General features: G+C 59.6%; 30 protein-coding genes. 21 read left to right on the forward strand and 9 right to left on the reverse strand.

Annotation, left to right across the window (positions count from 1 at the left end):
- The first annotated feature begins 68 nt into the window (after positions 1 to 68).
- From hutI to GOV53_RS14725, 8 genes are all read left to right on the forward strand, one after another.
- Positions 69 to 1,274, forward strand: coding sequence for an imidazolonepropionase (gene hutI, locus GOV53_RS14690; protein ID WP_170467810.1), 1,206 nt, complete (start codon positions 69 to 71; stop codon positions 1,272 to 1,274).
- Positions 1,274 to 2,809, forward strand: coding sequence for a histidine ammonia-lyase (gene hutH, locus GOV53_RS14695; RefSeq protein ID WP_170467811.1), 1,536 nt, complete (start codon positions 1,274 to 1,276; stop codon positions 2,807 to 2,809). Before hutI ends, hutH begins: the two co-directional genes overlap by 1 nt.
- Positions 2,809 to 3,627: an N-formylglutamate deformylase gene (gene hutG / locus GOV53_RS14700; protein ID WP_170467813.1), complete on the forward strand. Its 819-nt coding sequence runs from the start codon at positions 2,809 to 2,811 to the stop codon at positions 3,625 to 3,627. The genes hutH and hutG overlap by 1 nt, the downstream gene beginning before the upstream one ends.
- Positions 3,624 to 5,306, forward strand: coding sequence for a urocanate hydratase (gene hutU / locus GOV53_RS14705; RefSeq protein ID WP_170467815.1), 1,683 nt, complete (start codon positions 3,624 to 3,626; stop codon positions 5,304 to 5,306). Before hutG ends, hutU begins: the two co-directional genes overlap by 4 nt.
- Before the next feature lie 68 nt (positions 5,307 to 5,374).
- On the forward strand, positions 5,375 to 6,253 hold the full coding sequence (gene serB / locus GOV53_RS14710; RefSeq protein WP_170467817.1) for a phosphoserine phosphatase SerB: 879 nt from the start codon (positions 5,375 to 5,377) through the stop codon (positions 6,251 to 6,253).
- A 41-nt stretch (positions 6,254 to 6,294) separates the two neighbouring features.
- A complete protein-coding gene (locus GOV53_RS14715; protein ID WP_170467819.1) occupies positions 6,295 to 6,624 on the forward strand; it encodes an ArsR/SmtB family transcription factor in 330 nt (109 codons plus the stop codon).
- Positions 6,612 to 7,040, forward strand: a complete 429-nt coding sequence (locus GOV53_RS14720; protein WP_170467821.1) for an SRPBCC family protein — start codon at positions 6,612 to 6,614, stop codon at positions 7,038 to 7,040. Before GOV53_RS14715 ends, GOV53_RS14720 begins: the two co-directional genes overlap by 13 nt.
- Positions 7,041 to 7,062: 22 nt before the next feature.
- Positions 7,063 to 7,383, forward strand: a complete 321-nt coding sequence (locus GOV53_RS14725) for a YciI family protein (protein WP_170467822.1) — start codon at positions 7,063 to 7,065, stop codon at positions 7,381 to 7,383.
- Positions 7,384 to 7,386: 3 nt separating this feature from the next.
- Here GOV53_RS14725 and GOV53_RS14730 read toward each other — a convergent pair whose 3' ends face one another.
- Entirely contained in the window at positions 7,387 to 8,385 is a 999-nt protein-coding gene (locus GOV53_RS14730; protein ID WP_170467824.1) for an asparaginase, read from the reverse strand.
- Between the two features lie 178 nt (positions 8,386 to 8,563).
- On the opposite strand from GOV53_RS14730, the gene GOV53_RS14735 reads away from it, so the two are divergent.
- The 5 genes from GOV53_RS14735 (at position 8,564) to GOV53_RS14755 (ending at position 12,048) form a co-directional block, all read left to right on the forward strand.
- Positions 8,564 to 9,097: an invasion associated locus B family protein gene (locus GOV53_RS14735; protein WP_170467826.1), complete on the forward strand. Its 534-nt coding sequence runs from the start codon at positions 8,564 to 8,566 to the stop codon at positions 9,095 to 9,097.
- Between the two features lie 13 nt (positions 9,098 to 9,110).
- Entirely contained in the window at positions 9,111 to 9,422 is a 312-nt protein-coding gene (locus tag GOV53_RS14740) for a hypothetical protein (protein WP_170467564.1), read from the forward strand.
- A 121-nt stretch (positions 9,423 to 9,543) separates the two neighbouring features.
- Positions 9,544 to 9,921: a lysozyme inhibitor LprI family protein gene (locus tag GOV53_RS14745; RefSeq protein WP_170467828.1), complete on the forward strand. Its 378-nt coding sequence runs from the start codon at positions 9,544 to 9,546 to the stop codon at positions 9,919 to 9,921.
- A 79-nt stretch (positions 9,922 to 10,000) separates the two neighbouring features.
- Positions 10,001 to 11,188, forward strand: a complete 1,188-nt coding sequence (gene rlmN, locus GOV53_RS14750) for a 23S rRNA (adenine(2503)-C(2))-methyltransferase RlmN (RefSeq protein ID WP_170467830.1) — start codon at positions 10,001 to 10,003, stop codon at positions 11,186 to 11,188.
- A 233-nt stretch (positions 11,189 to 11,421) separates the two neighbouring features.
- Complete coding sequence (locus GOV53_RS14755; protein WP_170467833.1) at positions 11,422 to 12,048, forward strand: cytochrome P460 family protein; 627 nt, start codon at positions 11,422 to 11,424, stop codon at positions 12,046 to 12,048.
- Between the two features lie 7 nt (positions 12,049 to 12,055).
- Here the strand turns inward: GOV53_RS14755 and GOV53_RS14760 are convergent, their stop codons facing one another.
- Together GOV53_RS14760 and GOV53_RS14765 are read right to left on the reverse strand one after the other, a co-directional pair.
- The gene (locus GOV53_RS14760; RefSeq protein WP_170467835.1) at positions 12,056 to 12,400 is read right to left on the reverse strand and encodes a hypothetical protein; all 345 of its coding nucleotides are present in this window, start codon (positions 12,398 to 12,400) and stop codon (positions 12,056 to 12,058) included.
- Positions 12,397 to 13,314, reverse strand: a complete 918-nt coding sequence (locus GOV53_RS14765) for a DnaJ C-terminal domain-containing protein (protein WP_170467837.1) — start codon at positions 13,312 to 13,314, stop codon at positions 12,397 to 12,399. Before GOV53_RS14765 ends, GOV53_RS14760 begins: the two co-directional genes overlap by 4 nt.
- Positions 13,315 to 13,461: 147 nt before the next feature.
- On the opposite strand from GOV53_RS14765, the gene GOV53_RS14770 reads away from it, so the two are divergent.
- Positions 13,462 to 13,845 (forward strand): hypothetical protein, encoded by a 384-nt coding sequence (locus GOV53_RS14770; RefSeq protein WP_170427620.1) that lies wholly within the window; start codon positions 13,462 to 13,464, stop codon positions 13,843 to 13,845.
- On the opposite strand, the gene GOV53_RS14775 is transcribed toward GOV53_RS14770, so the two are convergent.
- Together GOV53_RS14775 and GOV53_RS14780 are read right to left on the reverse strand one after the other, a co-directional pair.
- Positions 13,846 to 14,946 carry a cystathionine gamma-lyase gene (locus GOV53_RS14775; protein ID WP_170467839.1) on the reverse strand — a complete coding sequence of 367 codons (1,101 nt, stop codon included), beginning with the start codon at positions 14,944 to 14,946 and terminating at the stop codon, positions 13,846 to 13,848. It lies immediately after the preceding gene.
- 3 nt (positions 14,947 to 14,949) lie between these two features.
- Positions 14,950 to 15,792 carry a TIGR00730 family Rossman fold protein gene (locus GOV53_RS14780; protein WP_170467841.1) on the reverse strand — a complete coding sequence of 281 codons (843 nt, stop codon included), beginning with the start codon at positions 15,790 to 15,792 and terminating at the stop codon, positions 14,950 to 14,952.
- Positions 15,793 to 15,871: 79 nt separating this feature from the next.
- Here GOV53_RS14780 and GOV53_RS14785 point away from each other — a divergent pair, with 79 nt between their 5' ends.
- The 3 genes from GOV53_RS14785 to dapD all read left to right on the forward strand — a co-directional run bounded on the left by GOV53_RS14785 (position 15,872) and on the right by dapD (position 18,370).
- Entirely contained in the window at positions 15,872 to 16,789 is a 918-nt protein-coding gene (locus GOV53_RS14785) for a threonine/serine dehydratase (protein WP_170467843.1), read from the forward strand.
- Between the two features lie 44 nt (positions 16,790 to 16,833).
- Positions 16,834 to 17,433 (forward strand): GntR family transcriptional regulator, encoded by a 600-nt coding sequence (locus GOV53_RS14790; RefSeq protein ID WP_170467844.1) that lies wholly within the window; start codon positions 16,834 to 16,836, stop codon positions 17,431 to 17,433.
- 109 nt (positions 17,434 to 17,542) lie between these two features.
- Entirely contained in the window at positions 17,543 to 18,370 is an 828-nt protein-coding gene (gene dapD, locus GOV53_RS14795) for a 2,3,4,5-tetrahydropyridine-2,6-dicarboxylate N-succinyltransferase (protein ID WP_170467846.1), read from the forward strand.
- Positions 18,371 to 18,418: 48 nt separating this feature from the next.
- On the opposite strand, the gene GOV53_RS14800 is transcribed toward dapD, so the two are convergent.
- Positions 18,419 to 18,757, reverse strand: coding sequence for a cupin domain-containing protein (locus GOV53_RS14800; RefSeq protein ID WP_170467848.1), 339 nt, complete (start codon positions 18,755 to 18,757; stop codon positions 18,419 to 18,421).
- A 113-nt stretch (positions 18,758 to 18,870) separates the two neighbouring features.
- Here GOV53_RS14800 and GOV53_RS14805 point away from each other — a divergent pair, with 113 nt between their 5' ends.
- Complete coding sequence (locus GOV53_RS14805) at positions 18,871 to 19,215, forward strand: hypothetical protein (protein ID WP_170467850.1); 345 nt, start codon at positions 18,871 to 18,873, stop codon at positions 19,213 to 19,215.
- On the opposite strand, the gene GOV53_RS14810 is transcribed toward GOV53_RS14805, so the two are convergent.
- Entirely contained in the window at positions 19,212 to 20,270 is a 1,059-nt protein-coding gene (locus GOV53_RS14810; RefSeq protein WP_170467852.1) for a transporter substrate-binding domain-containing protein, read from the reverse strand. The genes GOV53_RS14805 and GOV53_RS14810 overlap by 4 nt on opposite strands.
- 203 nt (positions 20,271 to 20,473) lie before the next feature.
- On the opposite strand from GOV53_RS14810, the gene dapE reads away from it, so the two are divergent.
- From dapE to rnr, 3 genes are read left to right on the forward strand one after another with little or no spacing between them, the layout of a single operon-like run.
- Positions 20,474 to 21,619, forward strand: coding sequence for a succinyl-diaminopimelate desuccinylase (dapE, locus tag GOV53_RS14815; protein ID WP_170467854.1), 1,146 nt, complete (start codon positions 20,474 to 20,476; stop codon positions 21,617 to 21,619).
- Between the two features lie 3 nt (positions 21,620 to 21,622).
- Positions 21,623 to 22,198, forward strand: coding sequence for a TIGR04282 family arsenosugar biosynthesis glycosyltransferase (locus tag GOV53_RS14820; protein ID WP_170467856.1), 576 nt, complete (start codon positions 21,623 to 21,625; stop codon positions 22,196 to 22,198).
- 46 nt (positions 22,199 to 22,244) lie between these two features.
- Positions 22,245 to 24,503: a ribonuclease R gene (gene rnr / locus GOV53_RS14825; protein WP_170467858.1), complete on the forward strand. Its 2,259-nt coding sequence runs from the start codon at positions 22,245 to 22,247 to the stop codon at positions 24,501 to 24,503.
- On the opposite strand, the gene GOV53_RS14830 is transcribed toward rnr, so the two are convergent.
- Together GOV53_RS14830 and GOV53_RS14835 are read right to left on the reverse strand one after the other, a co-directional pair.
- A complete protein-coding gene (locus GOV53_RS14830; protein ID WP_170467860.1) occupies positions 24,494 to 24,880 on the reverse strand; it encodes a DUF1801 domain-containing protein in 387 nt (128 codons plus the stop codon). The two genes, rnr and GOV53_RS14830, sit on opposite strands and share 10 nt — an antisense overlap.
- On the reverse strand, positions 24,877 to 25,575 hold the full coding sequence (locus GOV53_RS14835; protein ID WP_170467862.1) for a glutathione S-transferase family protein: 699 nt from the start codon (positions 25,573 to 25,575) through the stop codon (positions 24,877 to 24,879). The genes GOV53_RS14830 and GOV53_RS14835 overlap by 4 nt, the downstream gene beginning before the upstream one ends.
- Positions 25,576 to 25,587: the final 12 nt, after the last annotated feature.

A 25,587-nucleotide genomic window follows, 5' to 3' on the forward strand; every position in this document is an offset into this window, starting at 1 on the left:
TGTGTAGACTTTAATTTTTTATACGTATACGAAAAATCCAACGACAAAGGGAGCCCAAAAGATTCGACATGGCAAAAAAATCTGTCCTTTTAGGTAAGCAGGTAGTGACCATGAGTGGTGGGTCGCACCCTTATGGGATGGTTCAGGCCGCGGCGCTGGCCGTTGACGATGACAAGATCGCCTGGGTCGGGCCGCGCAGTGCCTTGCCTGCGGAATACTCCGATTGGCCTGTTGACGATTTCGGCGACCGGCTGATCACACCCGCCTTGATTGATGCGCACACGCATGTCGTCTTCGGAGGAAACCGGGCAGTCGAGTTCGAGATGCGCCTCAACGGAGCATCTTACGAAGAGATAGCGCGAGCAGGGGGCGGAATTCTGTCCACGGTCAAGGCGACCCGTACGGCGAGTGAGGAAGAGTTGATGAAAGATGCTCTGACGCGCGTCGATGCCTTGCTGGCCGAGGGCGTGTCCTGCATCGAGGTCAAGTCGGGCTATGGCTTGGACGCCGAAACCGAACTCAAAATGCTGCGGGCGGCCCGCCGGATCGGGCAATCGCGCCCTGTCCGCGTCAAAACCAGTTTTCTGGGTGCCCATGCGGTGCCGCCCGAATACGCGGACCGCGCGGACGGCTATATCCGCGAAGTATGTATCCCGACCTTGCGGCAGGCGCATCAGGAGGGGCTGGTGGACGCTGTCGACGGGTTCTGCGAAGGCATCGCGTTCAGCCCCGCGCAAATTGCTCAGGTTTTTGATGTCGCGAAAGAGCTGAATCTTCCGGTCAAACTACACGCCGAACAGCTTTCGAACCTTGGAGGGGCAGCCTTGGCGGCCTCATACGGCGCGCTATCCGCGGATCACGTCGAGTATCTGGATGAGGATGGTGTCTCTGCCATGGCGCAGGCCGGTACCGTCGGCGTGCTGTTGCCGGGGGCGTACTACACACTGCGAGAGACACAGGTGCCGCCGGTCGATCTGTTGCGCCAATACGGGGTGCCGATTGCGCTGGCGACGGATTGCAACCCCGGGTCTTCGCCGCTGACCTCATTGTTGCTGACGATGAATATGGCCTGCACCCTGTTCCGCCTCACACCCGAAGAGGCGTTGGCCGGTGTCACCCGCAATGCAGCCCGCGCCCTGGGGTTGGACGACACCGGTGTTTTGACCCCGGGTCAGCGTGCGGATCTGGCCGTTTGGGACGTCTCTCACCCGGCCGAGCTGTCCTATCGCATCGGCTTTAATCCTCTGCACAAACGCGTTTTCGGAGGTGTGTGATGAAAACTCTCTCGCTGGTGCCTGGTCAGGTGACTTTGTCGGACTTGGCCGAGGTGTATTGGTCGGAACCCGCAGTGACACTGGACACCGCGTGCAAACCGCAGGTCGAAGCGGCGGCCAAACGCATTCTGGAGGCCGCGGCGGGCGAGCAGCCGGTTTACGGGGTCAACACAGGGTTTGGCAAACTGGCCAGCCATAAGATCGCGGCCAAGGACACCTCGACTTTGCAGCGCAACCTGATCCTCAGCCATTGTTGTGGTGTCGGACCGGCCGTGCCGCACCGCGTGACGCGCCTGATGATGTCGCTGAAACTGCTCTCGTTCGGGCGCGGAGCCTCTGGCGTTCGGTGGGAGCTGATTGGGCTGCTGCAACAGATGCTGGCCAAAGGCGTCACCCCGGTGATCCCGGCGCAAGGGTCGGTGGGGGCGTCGGGCGACCTTGCACCTCTGGCACATATGACAGCGGTGATCATCGGTGAAGGTGAGGCAGAGGTCGACGGAACCATCCTGCCCGGCGAACAAGCGCTGAAAACCGCCGGATTAGAGCCTATTCAATTAGGTCCCAAAGAGGGACTGGCCTTTATCAACGGCACGCAGTTTTCAACAGCATATGCCCTGGCCGGGTTGTTTGAAGCCTGGCGTGCCGCGCAGAGCGCGCTGGTCATCTCGGCCCTGTCGACGGATGCGATCATGGGGTCAACAGCCCCCTTGCAACCCGATATTCATACGCTGCGAGGCCACCGCGGGCAGACCGAGGCAGCCAGCGCCATGCGCGCCGCGCTGGCCGGGTCCGAGATCCGCGAAAGCCATCGGGATGGCGACACGCGCGTGCAGGACCCGTATTGCATCCGGTGCCAGCCACAGGTCACCGGCGCGGCTATGGACGTGATGCGGCAGGCCGCTGCAACGCTTGAGATTGAGGCGAACGCCGCCACTGATAACCCCCTGGTTCTGACCGAGGCCGGGGCGATTGTGTCCGGCGGCAATTTCCATGCCGAGCCTGTGGGCTTTGCAGCCGATATGATTGCGCTGGCCTTGTCCGAGGTTGGTGCAATTGCACAGCGGCGTATTGCTTTGATGGTGGACCCGGCGCTCAGCTTTGATCTGCCGCCGTTCCTGACGCCGGACCCGGGGCTGAACTCAGGTCTGATGATCGCCGAAGTCACGACGGCTGCGCTGATGAGCGAGAACAAGCATTTGGCCAATCCCTGCGTGACGGACAGTACACCGACATCGGCGAACCAAGAGGACCACGTGTCCATGGCAGCGCACGGTGCGCGACGACTGACTCGGATGGTCGAGAACCTGAATTACATCCTGGGGGTGGAGTTGTTATGCGCGGCGCAGGGTGTCGAGTTCCGTTCGCCATTGGCAACCAGCACCCCGTTGCAGCAGGTCATCGACCGGCTGCGAGCGGACATCCCGACACTGACCGAAGACCGCTATCTTGCCCCCGAGCTTGAGACCGCAAAGCATCTGGTGGCCAAAGGGGATATCCTTTCGGCCGCAGGTACTCAAATGCCGGAGCTTGTCTGATGCAGGTGTTCAGCGTGCAGCGCGGCGACGGTCCTGTAGTGCTGGGACAGCCCCATGGGGGGACGTATGTGCCGGATGAAATTGCGGCGCGCCTGAACGAAACAGGGCATGGTTTGACGGATACCGATTGGCACATAAACAGGCTCTATAAAAGGCTTTTGACCAATGTGACGGTCGTGCAATCGCATGTCCATCGCTACGTCATAGATGCGAACCGGGACCCGGCTGGCGTCTCGCTTTACCCCGGTCAGAACACGACAACGCTTGTCCCTCTGACCGATTTCGACGGGCTACCGATCTGGATCGATGGTCAGGAACCACCTGTCGATGAGGTCGAGGACCGGAGGAACAAGTACCACGCACCCTATCACGATGCGTTGCGCGAGGAGTTGGACCGCGTTCTAAGCAAGCATGGCGTGGCGGTTTTGTTCGATTGCCACTCGATCCGCTCGCTGATCCCGTTCTTGTTTAATGGTGAGCTGCCAGTCTTCAATACCGGAACCAATGACGGTCAGACATGCGCCCCGGCTATTGAACAGGCGGTGCAAGACACGGCTAGCCACGCCGAGGGGTTCACCTCGGTTCTAAATGGCCGGTTTCGTGGTGGCTGGACCACCCGTCACTATGGTCGCCCGGCTGAGGGCATCCACGCAATTCAGATGGAGATCGCGCAACGCGCTTACATGGATGAATCGCCCCCATGGAAGTGGCGTGAGGACCGTGCCGCGAAACTCCGCCCGCATCTGAGAACGATGCTGACCCGTCTCAATGACCTCGCCCTCTCGGGCGCACTGACCGCACAAGGAGCCCAGAAATGAGCGATCCGCGTAAAAACACCCGCGACATCTATCCGCCGACCGGCCCCGAGTTGAACGCCAAAAGCTGGGTGACCGAAGCCCCCCTGCGAATGCTGATGAACAACCTGCACCCGGACGTAGCCGAGAACCCGCATGAGCTGGTGGTCTATGGCGGTATCGGCCGCGCGGCGCGGACGTGGAAGGACTTCGACACTATTGTGGCCGGTTTGAAGGACTTGGAAGAAGACGAAACCCTGATCGTCCAATCCGGCAAGCCTGTCGCGATTATCAAGACGCACAAGGATGCACCGCGGGTGCTGATCGCCAATTCCAACCTCGTGCCCCACTGGGCGACCTGGGACCACTTCAATGAGCTCGATAAGAAGGGTCTGATGATGTACGGCCAGATGACGGCTGGCTCATGGATCTATATCGGTACGCAAGGCATTGTTCAGGGCACCTATGAGACCTTCGCCGAGGCAGGGCGTCAGCACTATGACGGCGATCTGACGGGCAAGTGGATTTTGACCGGTGGGCTGGGCGGCATGGGTGGCGCGCAACCGTTGGCTGCGGTGTTTGCCGGGGCTTGTTGTTTGGCTGTTGAATGCAACCCGGACAGCATCGATTTCCGACTGCGCACGAAGTACCTCGACGAAAAGGCGGAAACGCTGGATGAGGCGCTTGAGATGATCGACCGCTGGACCAAGGCGGGCGAGGCGAAGTCGGTCGGCCTGCTGGGCAATGCGGCAGAGGTCTTCCCCGAGATTTACCGCCGTATGTCCGAGGGTGGAATGCGCCCGGATATCGTCACCGATCAGACCAGCGCCCATGATCCGATCAACGGCTATCTGCCGCTGGACTGGACTATGGCACAATGGCGCGAGAAGCGGGAAACAGACCCTAAATCGGTCGAAAAGGCTGCACGAGTGTCGATGAAGCAGCACGTTGCCGCGATGGTCGATTTCTGGAACGCGGACGTGCCGACGCTTGATTATGGCAACAACATCCGGCAGGTGGCACAGGATGAAGGGCTTGAGAACGCCTTTGCCTTCCCCGGCTTTGTCCCTGCCTATATCCGCCCGCTGTTCTGCAAAGGGATCGGCCCGTTTCGCTGGTGTGCCCTGTCGGGCGACCCCGAGGACATCTACAAGACCGACGCCAAGATGAAGGAGTTGTTTCCCGAAAACGAGCACCTGCATCGCTGGATCGACATGGCACAAGAGCGGATCGCGTTTCAGGGCCTGCCCGCGCGGATTTGCTGGATCGGTCTTGGTGACCGTCACCGCGCTGGGCTGGCCTTCAACGAGATGGTGGCCAATGGTGAGTTGAAAGCGCCAGTTGTGATCGGCCGCGACCATTTGGACTCGGGTTCGGTGGCAAGCCCCAACCGCGAGACCGAAGCGATGTTGGATGGCTCGGATGCGGTTTCGGATTGGCCGTTGCTGAACGCTCTGATCAATACGGCCAGTGGGGCAACGTGGGTATCTTTGCATCACGGGGGCGGGGTCGGAATGGGCTTCAGCCAGCATGCGGGCGTCGTGATCTGCGCTGATGGCACCGAGGATGCTGCGCGGAGGTTGAAGCGGGTTCTCTGGAATGATCCGGCCTCGGGCGTTTGGCGCCACGCGGATGCAGGGTACGACATTGCCAAGGATTGTGCCCGTGAACACGGGCTGCGTCTGCCGGGTATTTTAGGGTAGTCCCAAACTGTCTCTGGCGAAAATGCTGCACCTGCGATATGCGCAGGTGAGCTTGCCGGAGATCGAATATGTACGTTGCCACCCTTTTGACCAACCCAGCTGCGCCAAATCTGGACCCGTATTTGGTCGAGTCGATGCGGAATGCTTGGGGCGGCGGTGAGATCCAGTGGCTCAGCCCGGATGAGGCGGCCGAGTTTACGCTGCCCAATATTCCAAAGAACCTTTGGGACGTTTGGGGCGATCTGCAGCCCATGGGCGTCGATCTGGTTGCCCAACCGGCAGAGGGGCGACGGAAAAAGATGCTGCTGGCCGATATGGACAGCACCATGATCCAGCAGGAATGCATTGACGAACTGGCCGATGAGGCCGGTGTGGGAGATCGGGTCAAGGACATCACTGCACGTGCCATGAATGGCGAGTTGGACTTTGAAGGTGCGCTGACCGAACGGGTCGGCTTGCTGAAAGGTCTGGATGAGGCGGTGATCGGAAAGGTTTTGGACGAACGCATCACCTTGATGCCTGGCGGCAAGGAATTGGTCGCCACGATGCGTGCGAATGGCGGTTATGCCGCCCTCGTTTCCGGCGGGTTCACCGCATTCACGGCCAAGGTCGCCGAGGTGCTTGGTTTTGATGAAAACCGCGCCAACACTCTGTTGGCAGAGGACGGCAAGCTGACCGGAGACGTCCAGCGGCCGATTCTGGGACGTCAGGCCAAGGTTGATGCGCTGGAGCAAATTACTGCGCGTTTGGGTCTGGCAGAGGCGGATGTGCTGGCCGTTGGTGATGGCGCGAACGACCTGGGGATGCTGCATCGAGCGGGAACCGGCGTCGCGCTGCATGCCAAGCCAACGGTGGCCGAGCAGTGCGAGGTTCGTGTGAACCACGGGGACCTGACGGCGTTACTGTATGTGCAGGGCTACAACCGTTCGGAATTCGTGTCCGAATAAACCGGCTAGCCATTATTTAACTTTTGTGTTAAATAATGGCTATGAACACTCTGATAAACACATTTTCTGCTTTGTCCGATTCCACTCGGTTCTCGATTGTCGAGCAACTGATGCAGGACGGCGAGCTGCCCGCCGGAGACCTGATTGAAGGGCGGGGAATGTCTGGTGCCGCAATCTCGCGTCATCTTAAAGTGCTGCGCGAGGCCGGGCTGGTACGACAGCGCGTGCAGGGCACGCAGCGGATGTATTCTATCCAACCTGACGGACTGCGGGCGATCGCGGAATGGACCATTTCCAAACGTGAGTTCTGGGAAAACAGCCTTGATCGCTTGGGTGACCTCATTGAAAGGGAAAATTCATGGCCGACCTGAAACTGGAACGTGAGTTCCCCACCACTCCGGAAAACCTGTTTGCCTGGATCAGCGATGGCGCAAAGCTGTTGCAGTGGTGGGGCCCCGAGGGGCTGCATGTGCCGGAACATGATCTGGATTTCTCGCGCCTTGGGCCATGGTACTCGGTCATGGTGAATGAAGAAGGCCAGCGGTACAAAGTTTCCGGCCAAGTAACCCATGTCGACCCGCCCAATTCAGTCGGTTTCACTTGGGGGTGGCATGATGATCAGGACCAGCGCGGAGCCGAAAGCCATGTGACGTTGACGGTCGAACCTGCGGGGAATGGTGCCCGCCTGATCCTGGATCATCGCGACCTTGGCGATGATGAGATCGCTGCCAACCACAATTCCGGTTGGACCTCGTCGCTGCGGAAACTCGAAGCGCAATTTCAATAGGTTTTATCACGGAGGAAGAGAAATGCCCCAATATTTGTTTGTCTATCACGGTGGAACCACGCCAACCGACCCCGCCGAAGTCGAAGCAACCATGGCCGCCTGGGGCGCGTGGTTCCAGAACATGGGCGAAGCTCTGGACATCCCCGGCAACCCGGTGGGGCAGTCCTATACGGTCAGCTCAAGCGGCGTTGTTGACAATGGCGGGGCCAATCCGGCTTCGGGCTTTACGGTCATCAAGGCCGACAGCATTGACGCCGCGACCGAGATGGCCAAGGGGTGCCCCATGGTCGTCAACGGCTCAGGCTCGGTCGAAGTTGCCGAGGTGCACGAGATCGAGATGTGAGCCTTAGCCGGGAAACCCCGGCGCAGGTCTGATCACGCCGCATTCAATTCCGCGACGGGAATACTGAACCGCGTTCATGAATTTGCGGGTGGCCGGGTGCTCGGCCTCCAGCACTCCCAAGCTGACCAGAATGGCAGCAATCGAGCATTCGCTGGCGCGGGTAGTGCCGTCGGTGATTTTCAGTGCAACGCCCAGCTTTTTCTCGGGAATGATCGCGACGAAAACCGCCTCGGCCCCGGTCTTGATCGCGGCGCGTCCGTTCATCGCTCGCATAAGTTCAGTGCAGGCGCGGCTTTCGCCAGCGACCAGTTCCGGATGTTTGATCATGGCGGCGGTGAGTTGCTGCGCGGCGTGGCTGGCCCGGTCAGACCGGTCAGCAGCTGACGCAAACCACGCCATCGAGCGCGCAAGGCCCACCAGAGAAGTGGCAAAGTTCGGTGCCGAGCACCCGTCGATCCCGTAGCCCGGGCTGGTTTCGCCGGTGGTCTCTTCCAGGGCGGACAGGCAGGCCTGCTGTACCGGGTGGTCGATCTCAAGGTATTCCGGTCCGGCCCCCATATGCTGTGCTACAGTCAGGAACCCGCAGTGTTTGCCTGAACAATTGTTGTGAATCTGGCAGGGCGTATCATCGGCAAGGATCAGCCCATCCCGCGCCGCCATGTCCTGCGGTTCCTGTGGGCCGCAGCGCAGGTCGTGCTCGGCCAGCCCGAGGTGATCCAGCCAGGCGGTTACGCGATCCGTGTGAATATGCGCGCCACTATGAGAGGCGCAGGCTAGAGCAAGATGTTCGCTGTTCAGGCCATACTTCGCAGCAGCGCCGGACGTAATCAACGGCAGTCCCTGGATCATTTTTGCCGAGGATCGGGGATAGATCACGGCGTTGGGATCGCCCCAGCTTTGCACGATCTGACCACTGTCATCACAGATCACTGCGTGGCCCAGATGCAGGCTTTCCAGCAATGGGCCACGCCACAGTTCTGTCATTGGTACCGGCTGCGTCATCTGGCCCCTCCATAATATGCGCAAAATTCTGCCAATCGCCCTTTCGCCTGTGGCGAAACCTGCGTTAGTGTGTGTATGTCGACAATCATCGGAATACGCAACTTACAGACGAACCGGCAGAGTTCGTACGCATCTTCGATGGGTATGAGGTATTAGGTCGAGCTAGGAGGCTGGACAGATGGGATCAAAACTCGTCCGTGTGATCGCGGGCCTGTGCGTGGCAGGAATGGCCACAACCGCAACCGCTCAGCAGGGGACCAGCACAAATCGTGTGGCGGCAAAAACGGATTGGAGCGTTTTCGTCGAAGACGATCCCACCGAGTGCTGGAGCGTGTCTGCCCCCAAGGAAACCGTAAACACCCGCGGTGGTCGCGTGGTCTCGGTGCGCCGTAGTGACATCCTGTTATTCGTGTTCTACCGCCCCAATGCCGAGGTCAAAGGTCAAGTCACCTTCACCGGCGGCTACCCGTTTGCGGCGGGATCGACCGTAAACCTTGAGATCGACGGGACCGAGTTTGAACTGATCACCGAAGGCGAATGGGCCTGGCCGGCAACCGAAGGCGAAGACCTGAAGGTGGTCGCCGCGATGAAGCGCGGCACCGAGGCTGTTCTGACGGCACGTTCGGAACGCGGTACCCAGACCAAGGATACGTTCTCTTTGCTGGGCTTTACGGCCGCAATCGAAGACGCGGAAAAGCGCTGCACCGATTGATCTGGCAAGACCCTTGCAAGCAGCCCCGTCATATGGCGGGGCTTTTGCTTTCTTTAGAAACGACTGCTTCGTCTTTCCCGCATTTATTGATCCGTATCAAGGAAAGCCGACCGAATTTCAGCACAATAAAATCCTAAGTTATGCGGGGAGTTTTCTGATGTTGAAGCAATCACTGACAGTTTTGCTTATGATGGCCGTCGCGTTTCTGAGCGCATGCGAAAAAGATACTAATACCTATCCGATCACTGGTGAACAGTGTGGCCCGGACGATCCGGTCAAAACCCTGGATGCAGAGGACTGCTTTATTCCACCCGCGGGCACCTGAACCTAGTCTCACTAGACGCGCAGAATTGGCTATAGAACCTTTTGGCTAGGTTGCCTTAGTTACGTTTCCCAAAATGTGATAGTCCGGTACTTAGTACGGTTTCGATCAGGAGGAAACGACCATGCGCTGGGCTTTGATTGCTTTTCTTATTCCATTTGCCGCTGTAGCCGATCCGACGCTGGAATGCTCGGACGCTGGCTCGCAGGTCGAGATCGGCGCGTGCGTTTCCGATATGGAAGCGCGCGTGAATCAGGCGGTGGCCGAGAGTTACTCATTTGCCCTTGCCGCAGCGCAAGAGCTGGATGAGGTGACGGATCGCGTTGTTGCCCAGCCCGCGCTCGAGGCCGCACAAGCTGCCTGGGAAGCTTATCGCGATACGCAATGCGAGGCAGTGGGCGCCTGGTTTGGCGGCGGATCAGGTACGGGTATTGGAATTACGTCTTGCCGGGTTGATCTGGGGCGCGAGCGCGTGGACGAATTGCTGCGAATGACAAATTAAGCGTCACGATTTCTTTTGATCTTTGCGCGCGATCCTATATAGAGGCGCATCCCAAGCCAGAATCCGTTGAGATAAGCCAATGTCGCCCAAAGCGCCGATCACTCAAGACGTCATGACCATCCCCCGCAAATTGCCAGAGGGGAAGGTGAACCTTGTGGGTTTGACCCGTGATCAACTGCGCGAGGCGCTCATCGAACACGGCACGCCGGAAAAGCAGGCCAAGATGCGCACCGGCCAGATCTGGCAGTGGATTTACCAATGGGGCGTGCGCGACTTTGCCGAGATGACCAATCTGGCAAAAGCGTATCGTGCGCAGCTGGCCGAGAGATTCGTGATCGAGATCCCCGAGGTCGTGACGCGTCAAGTGTCTGAGGATGGCACGCGCAAATACCTGTGCCGCATCGCGGGCGGGCATGAGGTCGAGGTGGTATATATCCCCGAAGAAGATCGCGGTACGCTGTGTATCTCGTCTCAGGTGGGGTGCACGCTGACCTGTTCCTTCTGCCATACCGGTACGCAGAAACTGGTGCGCAACCTGACGGCGGCCGAGATTGTTGGCCAGGTGATGATGGCTCGCGACGATCTTGAGGAATGGCCGACCCCCGGCGCGCCAAAGGATGAAACCCGCCTGCTGTCGAACATCGTTCTGATGGGCATGGGCGAGCCGCTCTATAATTTTGAAAACGTCCGTGACGCGATGAAGATCGCGATGGACCCGGAAGGGATTTCCCTGTCGCGCCGTCGGATCACGCTGTCGACCTCCGGCGTTGTGCCGGAAATCGCGCGGACGGCTGAGGAAATCGGCTGCCTGCTGGCGATCTCGTTTCACGCCACCACCGATGAAACCCGTGACGTGCTGGTGCCGATCAACAAGCGCTGGAACATCGAAGAGTTGCTGGAAGCTTTGGCCAGCTATCCCAAAGCATCGAACTCGGAACGGATCACCTTTGAATACGTGATGTTGGACGGTGTGAACGACAGCGATGAGGACGCTCATCGACTGATCGACCACATAAAGCGCTATAACATCCCGGCCAAGATCAACCTGATCCCGTTCAACGAATGGCCGGGCGCGCCTTATAAGCGCAGCTCGAACAATCGTATCCGTGCTTTTGCAAACATCATCTATCAGGCGGGCTATGCCTCTCCTATCCGCAAAACACGGGGCGAGGACATCATGGCCGCCTGTGGTCAGCTCAAGTCGGCCACCGAGCGCGCGCGTAAGTCGCGCAAACAGATCGCAGCTGAAGCAGGCTTGCAAAGCTGATCCGCCCAAGATTTGTGCAGTGCGCGGACAGAAATTAATATTCTGTCCGCTGTCATTTGTATGCGCAATTTGATATGTTTTAAGGGCCGAAACCGGGGGCTGCTGCCTCATGTCTGTGCACGAAGCGGTGAGTTTCACCATCCGTTTGTGGCGCGTTTGTTCATGGCCGCTACTTTTTGGGTACGTGTATCGCGGCGTTCAGGCGAACCTTTTGAACCAGGTGGGCCAATTAAATGTTTTACCGATTTGAAAAATTGTTTTCGACATCATTTGCGGTTGTAATCCTTGCGGGCTTAGTCGCGCATGGGGCAGAAGCACAATCCAGTGGTGAGGATGCGCATCTTGCCATCGAGAACCCTGCGGAGCTGTCCAAGGAAGAGGCTCTGCGCATTTACAAGTCCCTGCAGCGGCGGATGGAGCGTGGCTATGCCGCGGCGCAATTGGACCAGCTGATCAACTATCAGGCCTGGCCGTTGTTCAACGATGCGCCCTACATCTCAGCAACCCACGGGCAGCGTTATGTGAACAGTTATGCCAACCGCATGGCGCATAACTATGGTACTTTGGCCGAGGGTGAAAAGCTGCCGATGGGGTCGGTTCTGGCCAAGGACAGCGTTACCGTGACGGATGAGGGCAACGTCCACCCCGGCGCTTTGTTCGTGATGGAAAAACTTGCCGAAGGTGCCAACCCGGACACTGCGGATTGGCGCTATATCATGGTGATGCCGGACGGGTCGCTGTTCGGCGATACGATGGGCGCACGCGCCGCAGCGGTCGCCTATTGCCACGACTGCCACGAAGCGGTGGCTGACCGGGACTACACGTTCTTCGTGCCCGAGGATTACGCGGTCGGCAACTGAGCGTCGGCTATTTGCGGCCGAACCGGGCGGTGCCGATCACTTCGATCAGGGTCTGTCGCACCGGTTCCGGTTGCGCCTCGACCGCGGACAGCACCTCGCGCAGTTCTGCGCGCAAGCCATGCATCTGGTCGATCAGTGAGATCATCATCGACAGCGCGTCAGGCTCCATCTCGTATTGATCGTGCAATTCGCAGGCCAGTTCCAGCCGCGCCACGTCCAGACTGTGATAGACGAGCCCCTGATCGGTTTGTTCAGGGATGACAATCTCGGCGGCCAGATACTCGGTCAAACGGGACGACGTCAGGCGGGTGACGGTCGTAATCAGCTGCTCTTCGGTCAGGGTGCGGGTCATGACGGCATTCCTTTCCGGGGATCATAGCTGTGGGTTTCGCGCCACGTCTCCATGAATTGCTTCAATTCATCATCGATCTCGTCAGGCATTGCGATCGTCAGTTCAATCAGTTGATCCCCACGATCGGAGGAGCCCCGTTTCTTCACCCCCTTGCCACGCAGTCGCAAGGTCTTACCACTGCTGGTACCCGCCGGAACACTGACATTAACGCCACCATCAATGGTGGGGGCAGGCACTTTGCCACCCAGAACAGCCTCGTCGATGGTGATCGGCAGAGTGATGTGGATGTCGTCGCCCTGACGGTCAAAGACCGGGTGCTTGGCGACCGAGACCGTGACCAGAGCATCGCCCGCAGGTCCTTCACCAAATCCCGGATCGCCCTTGCCGCGCAGGCGGATGGTCTGACCGTCGGTGATACCGGCTGGGATTTTCACTTCGATCCGGTCGCCGTCGGGCAAGGTCAGCTTTTGGCTGGCGCCAAACACCGCATCCAGAAAGCTGATCTGCAGGCTGTAGTTGCGGTTGTGTCCCGGCGCATGAAACTCGTGTGTGCGCTGGCCATACCCGCCGCGCCCCCGCATGAATTCGGCGAAGATGTCCGACATGTCGTCCGGGTCTGCAGCCCGTCCACGATAGGGGTTTCCTGCGGCCTCGGCATAGTCGCGGTAATACTGCTGTTGCGGGCGTTCCTGACCCGAGGCATCAATCTCACCCCGGTCGTATTGCCCTCGCTTTTCAGGGTCTTTCAACAGATCGTATGCGGCGGCAGCGGCCTTGAACTTGGCCTCGGCTTCGGCATCGCCCGGTTTCAGGTCGGGGTGGCATACCTTGGCGATGCGCCGATAGGCTTTTTTGATCTCGGCATCGCTGGCATCTTTGGCGACACCAAGGGCGGAATAGGGATCGTCGCTCATCTCACCTCTCGCGGGTCGGGCTGAACAGGATGGTTTTATCATGCGTTTTCAAAGGGCCAAAAGGAAGAGGCTTTTGAAACCGCTCGCAAATTCCTGCAGGTCTGTTAACATATGCATGTTTTTAGGTGAACGCTGACGGAGATCCCCATGACACGCAGACTCAAGTCCATTCTGGCCCTTTTGGCCGGCAATGCCATCGGGTTGTTGCTTGCCGCGATATTGCTGCCGGAGTTTGCGATCCGACCAATCTCGTTCATCGTGGTGGTGATCGTCTTTACGCTGGTCCAGTGGATTGCCGAGCCGTTGATCCTGAAACTGGGCGAGAAACGTGCTCCCGCGATCAAAGGCGGGATTGCCCTGATCGTGACATTTGTTGGTCTGTTGATAACCGATCTGGTCACCAACGGTCTGACGGTCGGTGGAATTTCCAACCTGCTGGCGGCAACGCTTCTGGTCTGGCTGGGCGCATTGATCGCCAGCGTGGTCCTGCCGATCTACGTGTTCAAGGAACTGCGCGAGCCCAAGAAGTAACTATAGCGCGTTTAGACTGGTCTCGAATGCCTGCCACAATTCTTCGACCGGTTCGCATCCGACCGAGAGCCTGACGAAACCCGGATCAACGTCGTCGCCCCAACGGGCGCGACGTTCTGCCGAGCTGTGGACACCACCAAACGAGGTGGCGGGTCGCAGTAACGGACAGGTATTGATAAAGCTCTCGGCTTTTTCTTCCGAGGCCAACGTAATTGACAGCAGGAACCCGAACCGTGTCGTTTGTGCATTGGCCAGCGCGTGTGACGGGTCGCCCGGCAGGCCGGGATAGCGGATCGCCGTGATCGCCGGGTGATTGGCCAGCCGTTCCGCCAGAACCTGCGCCGAGCTGCACATCCGGTCGAACCGTACATCCAGCGTTTCCAAACCACGATGCAGCAGCCATGCCTCGTGCGGGCCGGGGATCGCGCCGGACACGCGCCGCCATTCTTCCACCCGTTCCATGATTTTCTCGTCGCGGCTGGCAACATGCCCCATCAGCAGGTCCGAATGTCCGCCCATCGCCTTGGTGTCCGAGGCAACCACGACATCGATACCCATATCCAGCGGGCGTTGGCCCAACGGGGTCATGGTCGTGTTGTCGGCGATGGTGATCCCTCCGGCCGCACGTACAGCAGAGGCGATGGCGGGCAGGTCCATCATGTCCAACCCGGGGTTCGAAGGGCTTTCCAGAAAGACCACGTCGAACCCTTCGAAGCCGCCTTGATCAAACGCGGTCGTCGGGCGTTCAGTGACCAAGACGCCGAGGTTCGACAGAAACCGGTCGGCCAACAGTCGTGTGACGTAGTATCCGTCCGATGGAATCAGGACGCGGGACCCGGCTTTGACCGTCGCGAACAATGCTGCCGAGATCGCGCCCATGCCCGACGGAAAGGTCAGGCAAGGCGCGTTTTCCAGATGGGCCAGCACGTGTTCCAGATGCACCCAAGTCGGGTTGTCGACGCGACCGTAGGTTGGGTGACCGTCCGGCGCGCCCGGCAGGTGGTACATGCTGCTCTGCGTCAGCGGTAGGGCCACAGGCTCACCTTTGGACAACGCATTGCCGCGCAGGTGCAGCATCTCACCGGTCTTTGGGTTCTTCATGTCTCAGCGTCCCGGAATTTCGTCGCGGGGCGGGGCAGGTTCCCAGTTCTCGATGATGTCGACCGCCTCTTGCGCGGTGTCGACAAAGCGGAACAGGTCCAGGTCTTCGTCCGAGATGGTGCCTGCGTCCGCAAGCGCCTCCCAATTGATGACCTTTTCCCAGAATTCGCGACCGAACAGCAGGAAGGGGACACGCTCCATCCGACCGGTCTGAATCAGGGTCAGGGACTCAAACAATTCATCCATCGTGCCAAAGCCACCGGGGAAGATGGTGATGGCACGGGCGCGCATCAGGAAATGCATCTTGCGGATGGCGAAATAGTGGAAGTTAAAGCTGAGATCGGGCGTGACATAGAGGTTCGGCGCCTGTTCGTGCGGCAGTACGATGTTCAAACCAATGGAACAGCCGCCCGCATCCTGAGCCCCGCGGTTCCCAGCCTCCATCACGCCGGGGCCGCCACCGGTGACGATGACGTTCTCGCGGCAACCGGTTTCGTTGGATTTCTTGGTCATCAGCCGCGCAAACTCACGCGCTTCGTCATAATACTCAGACAGATTGGCCAGCGTTTCGGTTCGCGCGGTGTGTTTCTTGGATGGCTCGGGGATACGTGCGCCGCCGAACATGACGATGGTCGAGGTGATTTCACGCTCGGACATGATCATTTCTGGTTTCAGCAATTCCAGCTGCAGGCGCACGGGACGCAGTTCGTCCCGGCACAGGAAATCGTCATCTGCAAAGGCAAGGCGATAAGCGGATGAGCGCGTCTGCGGCGTGTCCGGTACCTCGCTCGCGGTCGAGCGGTCGGTCTGTGCGTCGCGGAATGGGCTCAGGCGGTCTTCTCTCATCGGTGATGGTTCCCTGGTTGCGTGTTCCTAAAACAGCTATAGGGTTCGCGGGCAGAGTGCCAGTCACGGAAGAACAAGAATGAATTGGAAGACCGAAATTTCCGCAGCCGCCGAACGGATCGATGGATATGCGCAGGTGACGCCCGTGATGGAGTGCCGTGTTCCCGGGCTGGATGACCCGATTGAGATGAAGCTTGAACACATGCAGCACACCGGCAGCTTCAAGGCGCGCGGAGCGTTCAATACCTTGCTGAGCCATGAGGTGCCGGAGGCGGGCGTTGTGGCGGCATCTGGCGGCAACCACGGTGCAGCGGCGGCTTATGCGGCACAAACACTGGGCCATCCGGCCAAAATCTTTGTGCCCGAGCTTGCGGGCCCCTCCAAAATCGCCTTGATCAAACAGACCGGCGCGGACCTGACTGTGGTTCAGGGCGAATACGCCAATGCCCTGAACGCCGCGCAGGAACATGAGGCAGCGAGCGGTGCGATGCAAATCCATGCCTATGATGCCCCCGCAACCGTTGCAGGGCAGGGGACGTGTTTCCGGGAATGGGACGCGCAAGGATTGCAGGCCGACACCGTTCTGGTCGCTGTCGGCGGTGGCGGTCTGATCGCGGGGGCTCTTGCCTGGTTTGACGGCGCAAGAAAGGTCGTCGCGGTCGAGCCCGAAACTTCTTGTGCCTTGAATGCGGCGTTGCAGGCAAGTGAGCCGGTGGACGTTTCGGTGTCAGGGATCGCAGCCAATGCGCTGGGCGCCCGGCGGATCGGCGGCATCTGTTTCGGTCTGGCGCGGGGTATGACCTCGGTTCTGGTGTCGGACGATGCAATTGCAGACGCGCAGCGGTTGTTGTGGCGGAGTCATCGTATTCTGGTTGAGCCCGCAGGTGCGACCGCATTGGCCGCTTTGACTTCGGGCGCGTACAAGCCGCAGCCGGGCGAACGTGTGGCGGTTCTGGTCTGCGGCGGAAATATCTCTCCTGATCCGTTTTTGGAGTGAATTATCGGCTTGTGGAAGCAGGTTAAGAATTTTATCGATAATCTATGACCGCCACGATCGCCGACTCAATCTACCAGAACCTCAGCCAGAAAATCATCACCGGCGAATTGCTGGCCGGTGAAAAGCTGCGCCAGGATCACATTGCGCGCGCCTTTAACACCAGCCACGTTCCGGTGCGCGAGGCTTTGCTGCGGCTTGAGGCGCATGGCCTTGCCCAAAGTGAACCGCGCAGGGGCATGCGTGTTACGGCGCTGGATCCGGCTGAGGTACGCGAAGTGATCGAGATGCGGGTCGCGCTGGAGTCGCTAGCCCTCCAACACTCTGTCCAGAATATGTCGCCCGGCGCGATCAAACTGGCGGACGAGGCGCGCATCGCTTGTGACGCAGCGCAGACTATGCCCGATTGGGAGGCGCGCAACCGCGCCTTTCACCGGGCAATCCTGACGCCCTGCGGGTTGCCGCGCCTGTTGCATGCCATTGATGACCTGCACATCGCTAGTGCGCGCCACCTGTTTGCCCACTGGCGTCCCAAATGGGTGCAGCGCGCGGACAGCGATCATGCGGCCATTGTTCAGGCCCTGAAACGCAAGGATACAACGACTGCCGTTTCGATTTTGACGCGCCATATCCGGCGGGCCAGCTGATCCACCAGCGATCTGGACGCAATTTGGTCGTTCTGCGTCGCATTGCACCACGAGGTGCAGTTGCGTATAGGCCAAACAAACGTGAACAGATTCTGCAGGGAGCTATCTGATGTCCAACGCGCAACTGGAAACCGCTATCGAAGCCGCCTGGGAGGCGCGCGATACTATCACGCCCGCCACCACCGGCGAACAGCGCGAAGCGATCGAGGATACGCTGAACGCGCTGGACAGCGGCTCGCTGCGTGTCGCCGAAAAGCTGGAAAGCGGCGACTGGCACGTGAACCAGTGGGCCAAGAAAGCGGTTTTGTTGGGCTTCCGCATCAAGGACATGGAAATCCAGGCCGGTGGTCCGCAGGGCGGCGGCTGGTGGGACAAGGTGGACAGCAAGTTCGCCGGTTGGGGTGAAAACCAGTGGCGCGCCGCCGGTTTCCGCGCGGTTCCGAACTGTGTGGTTCGCAAATCGGCCTATGTCGCTCCCGGCGTTGTGCTGATGCCGTCCTTCGTGAACCTTGGCGCTTATGTTGACGAAGGCACCATGGTTGATACCTGGGCTACCGTTGGTTCCTGCGCGCAGATCGGCAAAAACGTGCACCTGTCCGGCGGTGTTGGCATCGGCGGCGTTCTGGAACCCATGCAGGCGGGGCCGACCATCATTGAGGACAACTGCTTTATCGGCGCGCGTTCTGAGGTCGTCGAAGGCTGTATCGTTCGCGAAGGCTCGGTTCTGGGGATGGGTGTGTTCATCGGCAAGTCGACCAAGATCGTCGATCGTGAAACCGGTGAAGTCATGTATGGCGAAGTGCCGCCATACTCGGTGGTGGTTGCGGGCTCGATGCCGTCCAAGAACAACGTCAGCCTGTACTGCGCCGTGATCGTAAAGCGTGTTGACGAGAAGACCCGCTCGAAAACCGGTATCAACGAACTGCTGCGCGACTAAGTTTCGAACAACCCGAATACAGGCCGCAGCAACGCGCTGCGGCCTTTTTTATTTGCCTTTTACCGGATAACGATCCGGCTCTTCAAACACGTCGATTACGCGTGTTCCGGCCTTGATCGTTCCGCCGTGCTCGACACCGGACGGGATCGAATAGCTGTCTCCGGGGCGGTAGGTCTTGGTGTCCTCGCCGATGGTCAGTTCGACCTCACCCTCAATCACCGTGCCCCATTGCGCCTTGTGCGAATGCAAGGGCAGTTCGAAGTCCTTGAGAAACGTGAAGAACGCGACCAGACCGGCGTCGGACCGGATCACGGCGGTTTGCACCACGTCCTCGGGGAACGGCACGTCGAGGGCTGGAAAGTCCGTGATGAAATCTGGATAGGCCATAAAAATATCCTTTTCGGTCTGAACTGGGTTTGGGGGCACTATGGACGCGCAGCGGCGGTCCTGCAATTCCCGGCTGCTTGACCGCGCGCGGGCGCGGGGCTATGGCCCCCTGCATGGAAAAGCAAAAGAAACCGTCCCGCCAGCAAGTCTACACATTGCTCGTTCAGATCGGCCGCAAAGACGGTGATGGCCTGCCCGAAGGTGCGACCGGGGCAGCGTTGATGTGCTTTGCCAGCGGTGTTGATGAGGCCGAGGCGGTGCGCGAAACCGTGGCGATCCTAAAGCAGGCCGATACCGCTCCGCTGGATGTCACCGGCTACGGAACTTTGGCCGAGCGCGAAGCACAGGGCCACGACATTGATCCGGACGAACGGGCCCTGATGCAGCGCGCTTTGGACGAAAACGCCGTGATCGTGGCTCAGATGACCCCGTTCTTCGGGGACGAGGAAACGACCTAATTCCGCACCCCGAACCACTTGCGGTAAATCTCGTCATAGGTCCCGTCTTCGCGCAGCGCCAGAAGCGCCTGGTTGACGTCCTCGACCAGGGGTGAGCCGGTCGGGAAGGCAATTCCGTAATTTTCCCGCAGGAAAACGCCACCGGTCATGGTTGCAATCCGGCGGCCTTCATGCGACGCGAAATAGGATAAGATTGGTGCGTCAAAGACGACTGCATCCAGCTCTTTCTCGCGGAAGGCGGTTAGCATGCTGTCCAGATCTTCATAGCCGTTGAATTCGACTTCGCGACGGTTCAGGAAATTGGCCGCCGTCGAGCCCGATATGGTGCCGACTTGTTTGCCATACAGATCATTGACCGAATTCACATTGCCGCTGATGGCCTCGACAGTCATCACCGAGGCAATGCGTGCCGTAAAGACCGACACGATGAATAGCGATGACACCACAAGGATCACGCCCAGCAACCGGCCAAAGGGTGTGCGCGGCATGCGCTCTTCAAAGCCGCCATTCACAACCAGATTGAGCGCCCACCAGAACGAAGGGAACCACGCCTCGTTCAGCTTGCGATCGAAATAGGGTTGGGCACGGCGCTCAAAGCTCCACATCAGCATGCCGCCGCCCAGCAGGATGGCAAAGGCCAGACCGATAGCCAGGAACAACTCGGCCGACAGCAGCGCTTGCAGCAGTGAGGGCGAGCGCGCGGATTCCGAGGGTACCATGATTTGCAACCCGGCCTCAAAGATGGGCTGGCTAAAGTCCATTTGCGTTTCCCGCGCTGCGGTGATCGAGATATTGGCCACGGCCAGATCGGCGCTGCCGTCCTGAACGGCCCCCAACATATCACCAAATGACTCGACACGGTTGACGGCATAGTCCCAATCCAGCGCCTCAGCCAAAGCCTGCAACAGGTCCATCGAAAAACCGGTCTGGGCCTCGTCCTCGACATAGGAAAACGGGGGGCGGGTCACGGTCGTGACCGAAAGTGTCTGTGCCTGGCTTTGCTGTGCGAGAACGGCGAAAGTCAGGCAGAACCATACGAAAAGCGCGCGTAGCATCGTTGAGTCACCTGTTTCGCGGCCCTCTAACGCAAATTTGAAAGGTGCAGCAAGGTGTCCGCTGGGTAAACCTCCAAGTTTTATTGGGGTTTCAATCCGAGAGCAGCGAAAAAAAACGCGCGCATTTCGCTGCTCAGGGGTTGGCAATTGGTGCAATTCGTTGAATCTGTGCGCGAACCCGCGAAGGAACCAATAAAAAGGGCATGCAAATGACAGATCCGGTGAAGTTGACGGCAGACCTGATCCGTTGCCCATCAGTCACACCCGAAGAGGGCGGCGCATTGGTTTTGCTGGAAAACCTGCTTTCTGGCGCTGGGTTCGATTGCACCCGCGTCGACCGGGGCGATGTCAGCAACCTGTTCGCCCGTTGGGGAGACAAAGGGCACGCGCGCAGCTTTGGTTTCAATGGTCACACCGATGTTGTTCCCGTTGGGGACGAAGCCGCCTGGACGTACGCGCCCTTTGGTGCGGAAATCCGTGACGGAGTAATGTATGGCCGCGGAACCTCGGATATGAAATCCGGTGTCGCGGCATTCGCAGCGGCGGCGATGGATTTCGTGCGGGATACGCCTCCGGACGGGGCGATTATTCTTGCGATCACAGGTGACGAAGAGGGCGATGCCATCGACGGCACCACGGCGTTGCTGGACTATATGACTGAGGCCGGAGAGCAGATGTCCGCCTGTCTGGTGGGCGAGCCGACATGCCCCAATACCATGGGTGAGATGATGAAGATCGGGCGACGCGGATCGATGACCGCGTGGTTCACCGTGACCGGGGTACAGGGGCATTCAGCCTATCCGCATCGGGCCAAGAACCCTCTGCCGGCAATGGCACGGCTGATGCATCAACTGGCCAGCCATGAACTGGATCTGGGCACGGATCACTTTGACGCCTCAACCCTGGCCGTTGTGACCATCGACACGGGCAACGCTGCCACCAATGTGATCCCGGCGCAGTGTTCGGGAGCGGTCAATATTCGTTTTAACGATCTGCATTCGGGGGCCAGCCTAAGTGAGTGGCTAAAGGCCGAAGCCGATGCGATTGCCGAAGCCTACGGTGTCGAGATCGACACCCGTATTAAGATTTCAGGCGAAAGCTTCCTGACCCCGCCCGGCCCCTTGTCCGACTTGGTCGCAAAAGCCGTCGAGGCCGAGACCGGCGTGCGCCCCGAAATGTCGACCACCGGAGGTACTTCGGACGCACGGTTCGTAAAAAATCACTGCCCCGTCGTCGAGTTCGGCCTTGTTGGCCGTACGATGCATCAGGTCGACGAATGCGTTGAGGTGGCCCGGATCGAGCAACTCAAGGCGATCTACACCCGAATCCTTAAGGACTACTTCGCCTGATCCATGCAACGCACGCTGGTCATTATGGTGAAAGAGCCGCGTCCGGGTCGGGTTAAGACTCGATTGGGGCGTGATATTGGTATGGTCGGCGCGGCATGGTGGTTCCGTCACCAGACTCGCGCGCTGATCCGACGCTTGCGCGATCCGCGTTGGCAGATCGTGCTGGCCGTTGCGCCGGATCGCGAGGGGCTGACCAGCCGGATATGGCCCGCCGATCTGCCACGTGCCGCGCAAGGGCGTGGGGACTTGGGCGATCGCATGGGGCGGATGCTGCGGGGGATGCCGCCCGGGCCCGTCTGTTTGATCGGTGCGGATATCCCAGGGATCACGCGCGGCCATATTGCGCGGGCATTTTCAGAATTGGGGCAGGCCGAACTCGTCTTTGGCCCGGCACCGGACGGCGGCTATTGGTTGGTTGGCGCTCAGCGATACGGGGCCTTGCCGACAAGCCTGTTCCGAGACGTGCGCTGGTCCACCGAAACCGCTCTGGCCGACACATTGGCCTCGGTGCCCGGATGTCGCGTGGCTTTGCTGGATCATCTGCGCGACGTGGATACGGTCGCTGACTTGAAGCCCTGAACTTTTTGGTCATGACGCGGTCGCATACCCGTGATAGGCCGGAAGTATGACTCGCATCCCCACCAAGCAAGAGGTCCTGGACTGGATCTCGGCGAACCCCACCCTGACCTCGAAACGCGATATCGCCAAGGCCTTTGGTATCAAGGGCGCGGACCGGATCGACCTGAAACGCATCCTCAAAGAGCTTGAGGCCGAAGGTCATCTGGAAAAGCGCAAGCGCAGCTATCGTGACCCGGATCGTCTGCCGCCGGTCAGCGTGTTGCAGGTCAAAGCGCCGAATGACGATGGCGACCTGTTTGCCCGTCCTCTGGAATGGCATGGCGAAGGGGTTGAACCCATCGTTCTGCTGATCATCCGCGCCAGCGACCCTGCGCTGGGCGAAGGCGACCGAATTCTGGCCCGCCTTAACGTGGTGCACGAAGAAGACCACAATTACGAGGCGCGCCTGATCCGCCGCATCGGAACCAACCCGCGCAAGATCGTGGGCATCTTCCGCAAAGGGGCCGAAGGCGGGCGGATCGTACCCATCGACAAGACCGGACAGACCGAGTGGCTGGTCCATGACGGCGCGGTGCTGGGTGCGAAAGACGGCGAATTGGTCGAGGCAGAACAGTCTGGACCCAAGAACCGTATGGGCCTGCCACGCGCGCGGATAGTGGAGCGGTTGGGCGATCCGTCGGCCCCCAAAGCTGTCTCGCTGATTGCGATCCACCAGCACGGTATCCCGGATGATTTTCCCGACAAGGTGATCGCTGAGGCCGATAAGGCCAAACCCGTCGGCCTGAAAGGCCGCGAAGACCTGCGGGATATGCCGCTGCTGACCATCGACCCATCGGATGCGCGGGATCATGATGATGCGTGCTATGCTCATGCGGATGACGATCCGAAGAACCCCGGCGGTCACGTGATCTGGGTCGCCATCGCCGATGTCGCCGCCTATGTGCAGCCCGGCTCTGCTCTGGATCATGAGGCGCGCAAGCGCGGCAATTCCAGCTATTTCCCGGACCGGGTTGTGCCGATGCTGCCGGATCGTCTGTCGGGTGATCTGTGTTCGTTGCACGAAGGCGTCCCGCGGGCCTGTATCGCCGTACGGATGCAGATCGATGCAGACGGAAACAAGATCGGCCACCGGTTCGTGCGGGGGCTGATGCGCTCGGCCGCGTCGCTGCACTATGCTGAGGTGCAGGAGGCCATCGACGGCAATCCCAATGACCGCACAGGGCCTTTGTTAGACCCTGTTTTGAAGCCTTTGTACGCTGCCTATGCTGCGCTGAAAAAAGCCCGTTCCGTGCGCCAACCGCTGGAGCTGGACCTACCAGAACGCAAGATCGTTCTAAGTGATACAGGCGAAGTGACCAGCGTGGCCTTCCGCGAACGTTTGGACGCGCACAAGCTGATCGAGGAGTTCATGATCCTTGCGAACGTGGCGGCTGCTGAGACGTTGTTCGCCAAACGCCGCCCGCTGCTGTTCCGGGTGCATGAAGAACCGGCGCCGGAAAAACTGGAAAGCCTGCGGGAAACGGCGCAGGCGGCAGGGCTGAATTTGGCGAAAGGACAGGTACTGCAAACTCGCCACCTGAACGCGCTGCTAAACGCTGCCGCCGGGACTGAGGACGCCGAACTGATCAACCTCACCACCCTGCGGTCGATGGCACAGGCCTATTATAACCCTGAGAATTTCGGTCATTTCGGGCTGGCCCTGCGGAACTATGCGCATTTCACCTCGCCCATCCGCCGCTATGCGGACCTGATCGTGCACCGGGCACTGATCTCGGCCCATGGCTGGGGCAAGGACGGGTTGACCGAGGATGAAATCATGCGGCTGGATGAGACCGCCACACATATTTCGGATACCGAACGTCGTTCGATGATGGCCGAACGGGATACGACCGACCGGTACTTGGCCGCGTATCTCAGTGAGCGGGTGGGCAATGAGTTTTCGGGCCGCATCAGCGGCATCGCCCGCTTCGGCGCGTTTGTGAAGATGGACGAAACCGGAGCGGACGGATTGGTGCCGGTACGCTCACTTGGGCGCGAGTTCTTCCATTTCGACCGAGAGGCCGGGACATTGATGGGGTCAGATACGGGCCTGATCATTGCTATCGGCCAACGTGTGACTGTACGTCTGACCGAAGCGACGCCGGTCACCGGCGGGCTGGAGCTGGAGTTGCTGTCCATCGATGATCAGGCCCTACCGCGTGGACGTGGCCCTGCCAAACGATCCACCCGGCGCAAGGCCGTCAGCACCAAGCGCAAGAAGGACAAGATCAAGCGCAAGGTCGAACGCAAACGTCGTCAAAGGTGATAGGTCAGCGCCCGCGCAATTAACCAGCCATGGCGGGTGTCATCGATCTGGTCAGGGTCGTCAAACAGGACGGCCCGATTGCCTTCCAGCCGATCCTCGCCTGGAAAGGCGGTGGTGAAATCACCCATCAATCGGCTCTGACAATGGACGAACAGGGCAAAAGACGCGGCTTTGTGCCCTCCCAACCGAATGGTTGAGCCTTTCGGCGCCAGATAGGCGGGCTGTCTCCAGCGCAACGCCTCGGTCAAGGGTTGCGCATCTGGCAAAGCCTGCGCGGTGTCGAACACCAGGTCTCGCAAGGCCAGAGCACCTTTGCGGGTGTCTTCGGGCAAGGCGTCAAAGGCGGCTTCAACCGCGGGATCATCAAAAAGTCTCATGACAGCGGTATCGTTTGTTCCAACCGGTCCACGTAATCGTTCAACAGCCTATCATGTTTGATCCGCCGGGTCAGCGGGGTTTCTGCCGGTGTCGCGCGCATCGCACCCAGGACAGGTCCCACGCTCATATCCGCAGCTGTGGGGGTTTCGCCCAGCAAGAACGGCGATTGCCAGAGGAATGCCGAGATCGCCTCGAGGTCGTGTTCCAACCTGTCGGTCCGCTCGGCGTCCGAGAACCGCGATACACCTTGTCCGTCCAGACGTTTCAACACGGATTTGCGGATCGCGCCTGAGACCGGTTTGCGGATCAGGGAAGGGATTTCATTGAAGAACATCTCACGCAGGATCGGCCAGACAGCATCATTACCCCAGCGGTCCAACACCACATGGTGATAGATATGTTCCTCGGCCATGCGGATCAGCGCGCGGGACTGCGCCTTTTGAATGTCGGTAAGGCCGTGGTCAAAGTCAGCGCCCTGCGCCTCGAGCCACTCGCGGATCAAGTCACTGTCGGGCAGAAGGCGGTCCGGTGTGCGCAGGACTGGCAGCTTGTGATGGGGCATCTTGCCCGGGTTCAGCAGATCGGATCGCTGCCAGCTTTGGCCAGATCGCTGCAACATATAGGCGGACTTGACGCAAAAGGGGCTGGCGCTGAACAGGCCAAAGGCGGCGGGAAATGTCAAAAGAGTCAGCATCGGGGCCTCCGG

The sequence above is a fragment of the Ruegeria arenilitoris genome (assembly GCF_013035315.1).
Taxonomy (GTDB): domain Bacteria; phylum Pseudomonadota; class Alphaproteobacteria; order Rhodobacterales; family Rhodobacteraceae; genus Ruegeria; species Ruegeria arenilitoris_D.

Excerpts from the sequence above, each read along its gene's own strand:
- GOV53_RS14720 (WP_170467821.1), top strand. The coding sequence starts at position 6,612 with ATGGCCGACCTGAAACTGGAACGTGAGTTCCCCACCACTCCGGAAAAC.
- GOV53_RS14800 (WP_170467848.1), bottom strand. The coding sequence starts at position 18,757 with ATGGCCTATCCAGATTTCATCACGGACTTTCCAGCCCTCGACGTGCCG.
- hutH (WP_170467811.1), top strand. The coding sequence starts at position 1,274 with ATGAAAACTCTCTCGCTGGTGCCTGGTCAGGTGACTTTGTCGGACTTG.
- GOV53_RS14820 (WP_170467856.1), top strand. The coding sequence starts at position 21,623 with ATGCAACGCACGCTGGTCATTATGGTGAAAGAGCCGCGTCCGGGTCGG.
- rnr (WP_170467858.1), top strand. The coding sequence starts at position 22,245 with ATGACTCGCATCCCCACCAAGCAAGAGGTCCTGGACTGGATCTCGGCG.
- serB (WP_170467817.1), top strand. The coding sequence starts at position 5,375 with ATGTACGTTGCCACCCTTTTGACCAACCCAGCTGCGCCAAATCTGGAC.
- hutG (WP_170467813.1), top strand. The coding sequence starts at position 2,809 with ATGCAGGTGTTCAGCGTGCAGCGCGGCGACGGTCCTGTAGTGCTGGGA.
- GOV53_RS14755 (WP_170467833.1), top strand. The coding sequence starts at position 11,422 with ATGTTTTACCGATTTGAAAAATTGTTTTCGACATCATTTGCGGTTGTA.
- dapE (WP_170467854.1), top strand. The coding sequence starts at position 20,474 with ATGCAAATGACAGATCCGGTGAAGTTGACGGCAGACCTGATCCGTTGC.
- GOV53_RS14770 (WP_170427620.1), top strand. The coding sequence starts at position 13,462 with ATGACACGCAGACTCAAGTCCATTCTGGCCCTTTTGGCCGGCAATGCC.
- GOV53_RS14775 (WP_170467839.1), bottom strand. The coding sequence starts at position 14,946 with ATGAAGAACCCAAAGACCGGTGAGATGCTGCACCTGCGCGGCAATGCG.
- rlmN (WP_170467830.1), top strand. The coding sequence starts at position 10,001 with ATGTCGCCCAAAGCGCCGATCACTCAAGACGTCATGACCATCCCCCGC.
- GOV53_RS14805 (WP_170467850.1), top strand. The coding sequence starts at position 18,871 with ATGGAAAAGCAAAAGAAACCGTCCCGCCAGCAAGTCTACACATTGCTC.
- GOV53_RS14760 (WP_170467835.1), bottom strand. The coding sequence starts at position 12,400 with ATGACCCGCACCCTGACCGAAGAGCAGCTGATTACGACCGTCACCCGC.
- GOV53_RS14765 (WP_170467837.1), bottom strand. The coding sequence starts at position 13,314 with ATGAGCGACGATCCCTATTCCGCCCTTGGTGTCGCCAAAGATGCCAGC.
- GOV53_RS14725 (WP_170467822.1), top strand. The coding sequence starts at position 7,063 with ATGCCCCAATATTTGTTTGTCTATCACGGTGGAACCACGCCAACCGAC.
- GOV53_RS14790 (WP_170467844.1), top strand. The coding sequence starts at position 16,834 with ATGACCGCCACGATCGCCGACTCAATCTACCAGAACCTCAGCCAGAAA.
- GOV53_RS14730 (WP_170467824.1), bottom strand. The coding sequence starts at position 8,385 with ATGACGCAGCCGGTACCAATGACAGAACTGTGGCGTGGCCCATTGCTG.
- hutI (WP_170467810.1), top strand. The coding sequence starts at position 69 with ATGGCAAAAAAATCTGTCCTTTTAGGTAAGCAGGTAGTGACCATGAGT.
- GOV53_RS14780 (WP_170467841.1), bottom strand. The coding sequence starts at position 15,792 with ATGAGAGAAGACCGCCTGAGCCCATTCCGCGACGCACAGACCGACCGC.
- GOV53_RS14715 (WP_170467819.1), top strand. The coding sequence starts at position 6,295 with ATGAACACTCTGATAAACACATTTTCTGCTTTGTCCGATTCCACTCGG.
- GOV53_RS14785 (WP_170467843.1), top strand. The coding sequence starts at position 15,872 with ATGAATTGGAAGACCGAAATTTCCGCAGCCGCCGAACGGATCGATGGA.
- GOV53_RS14830 (WP_170467860.1), bottom strand. The coding sequence starts at position 24,880 with ATGAGACTTTTTGATGATCCCGCGGTTGAAGCCGCCTTTGACGCCTTG.
- GOV53_RS14810 (WP_170467852.1), bottom strand. The coding sequence starts at position 20,270 with ATGCTACGCGCGCTTTTCGTATGGTTCTGCCTGACTTTCGCCGTTCTC.
- GOV53_RS14835 (WP_170467862.1), bottom strand. The coding sequence starts at position 25,575 with ATGCTGACTCTTTTGACATTTCCCGCCGCCTTTGGCCTGTTCAGCGCC.
- GOV53_RS14735 (WP_170467826.1), top strand. The coding sequence starts at position 8,564 with ATGGGATCAAAACTCGTCCGTGTGATCGCGGGCCTGTGCGTGGCAGGA.
- hutU (WP_170467815.1), top strand. The coding sequence starts at position 3,624 with ATGAGCGATCCGCGTAAAAACACCCGCGACATCTATCCGCCGACCGGC.
- GOV53_RS14745 (WP_170467828.1), top strand. The coding sequence starts at position 9,544 with ATGCGCTGGGCTTTGATTGCTTTTCTTATTCCATTTGCCGCTGTAGCC.
- dapD (WP_170467846.1), top strand. The coding sequence starts at position 17,543 with ATGTCCAACGCGCAACTGGAAACCGCTATCGAAGCCGCCTGGGAGGCG.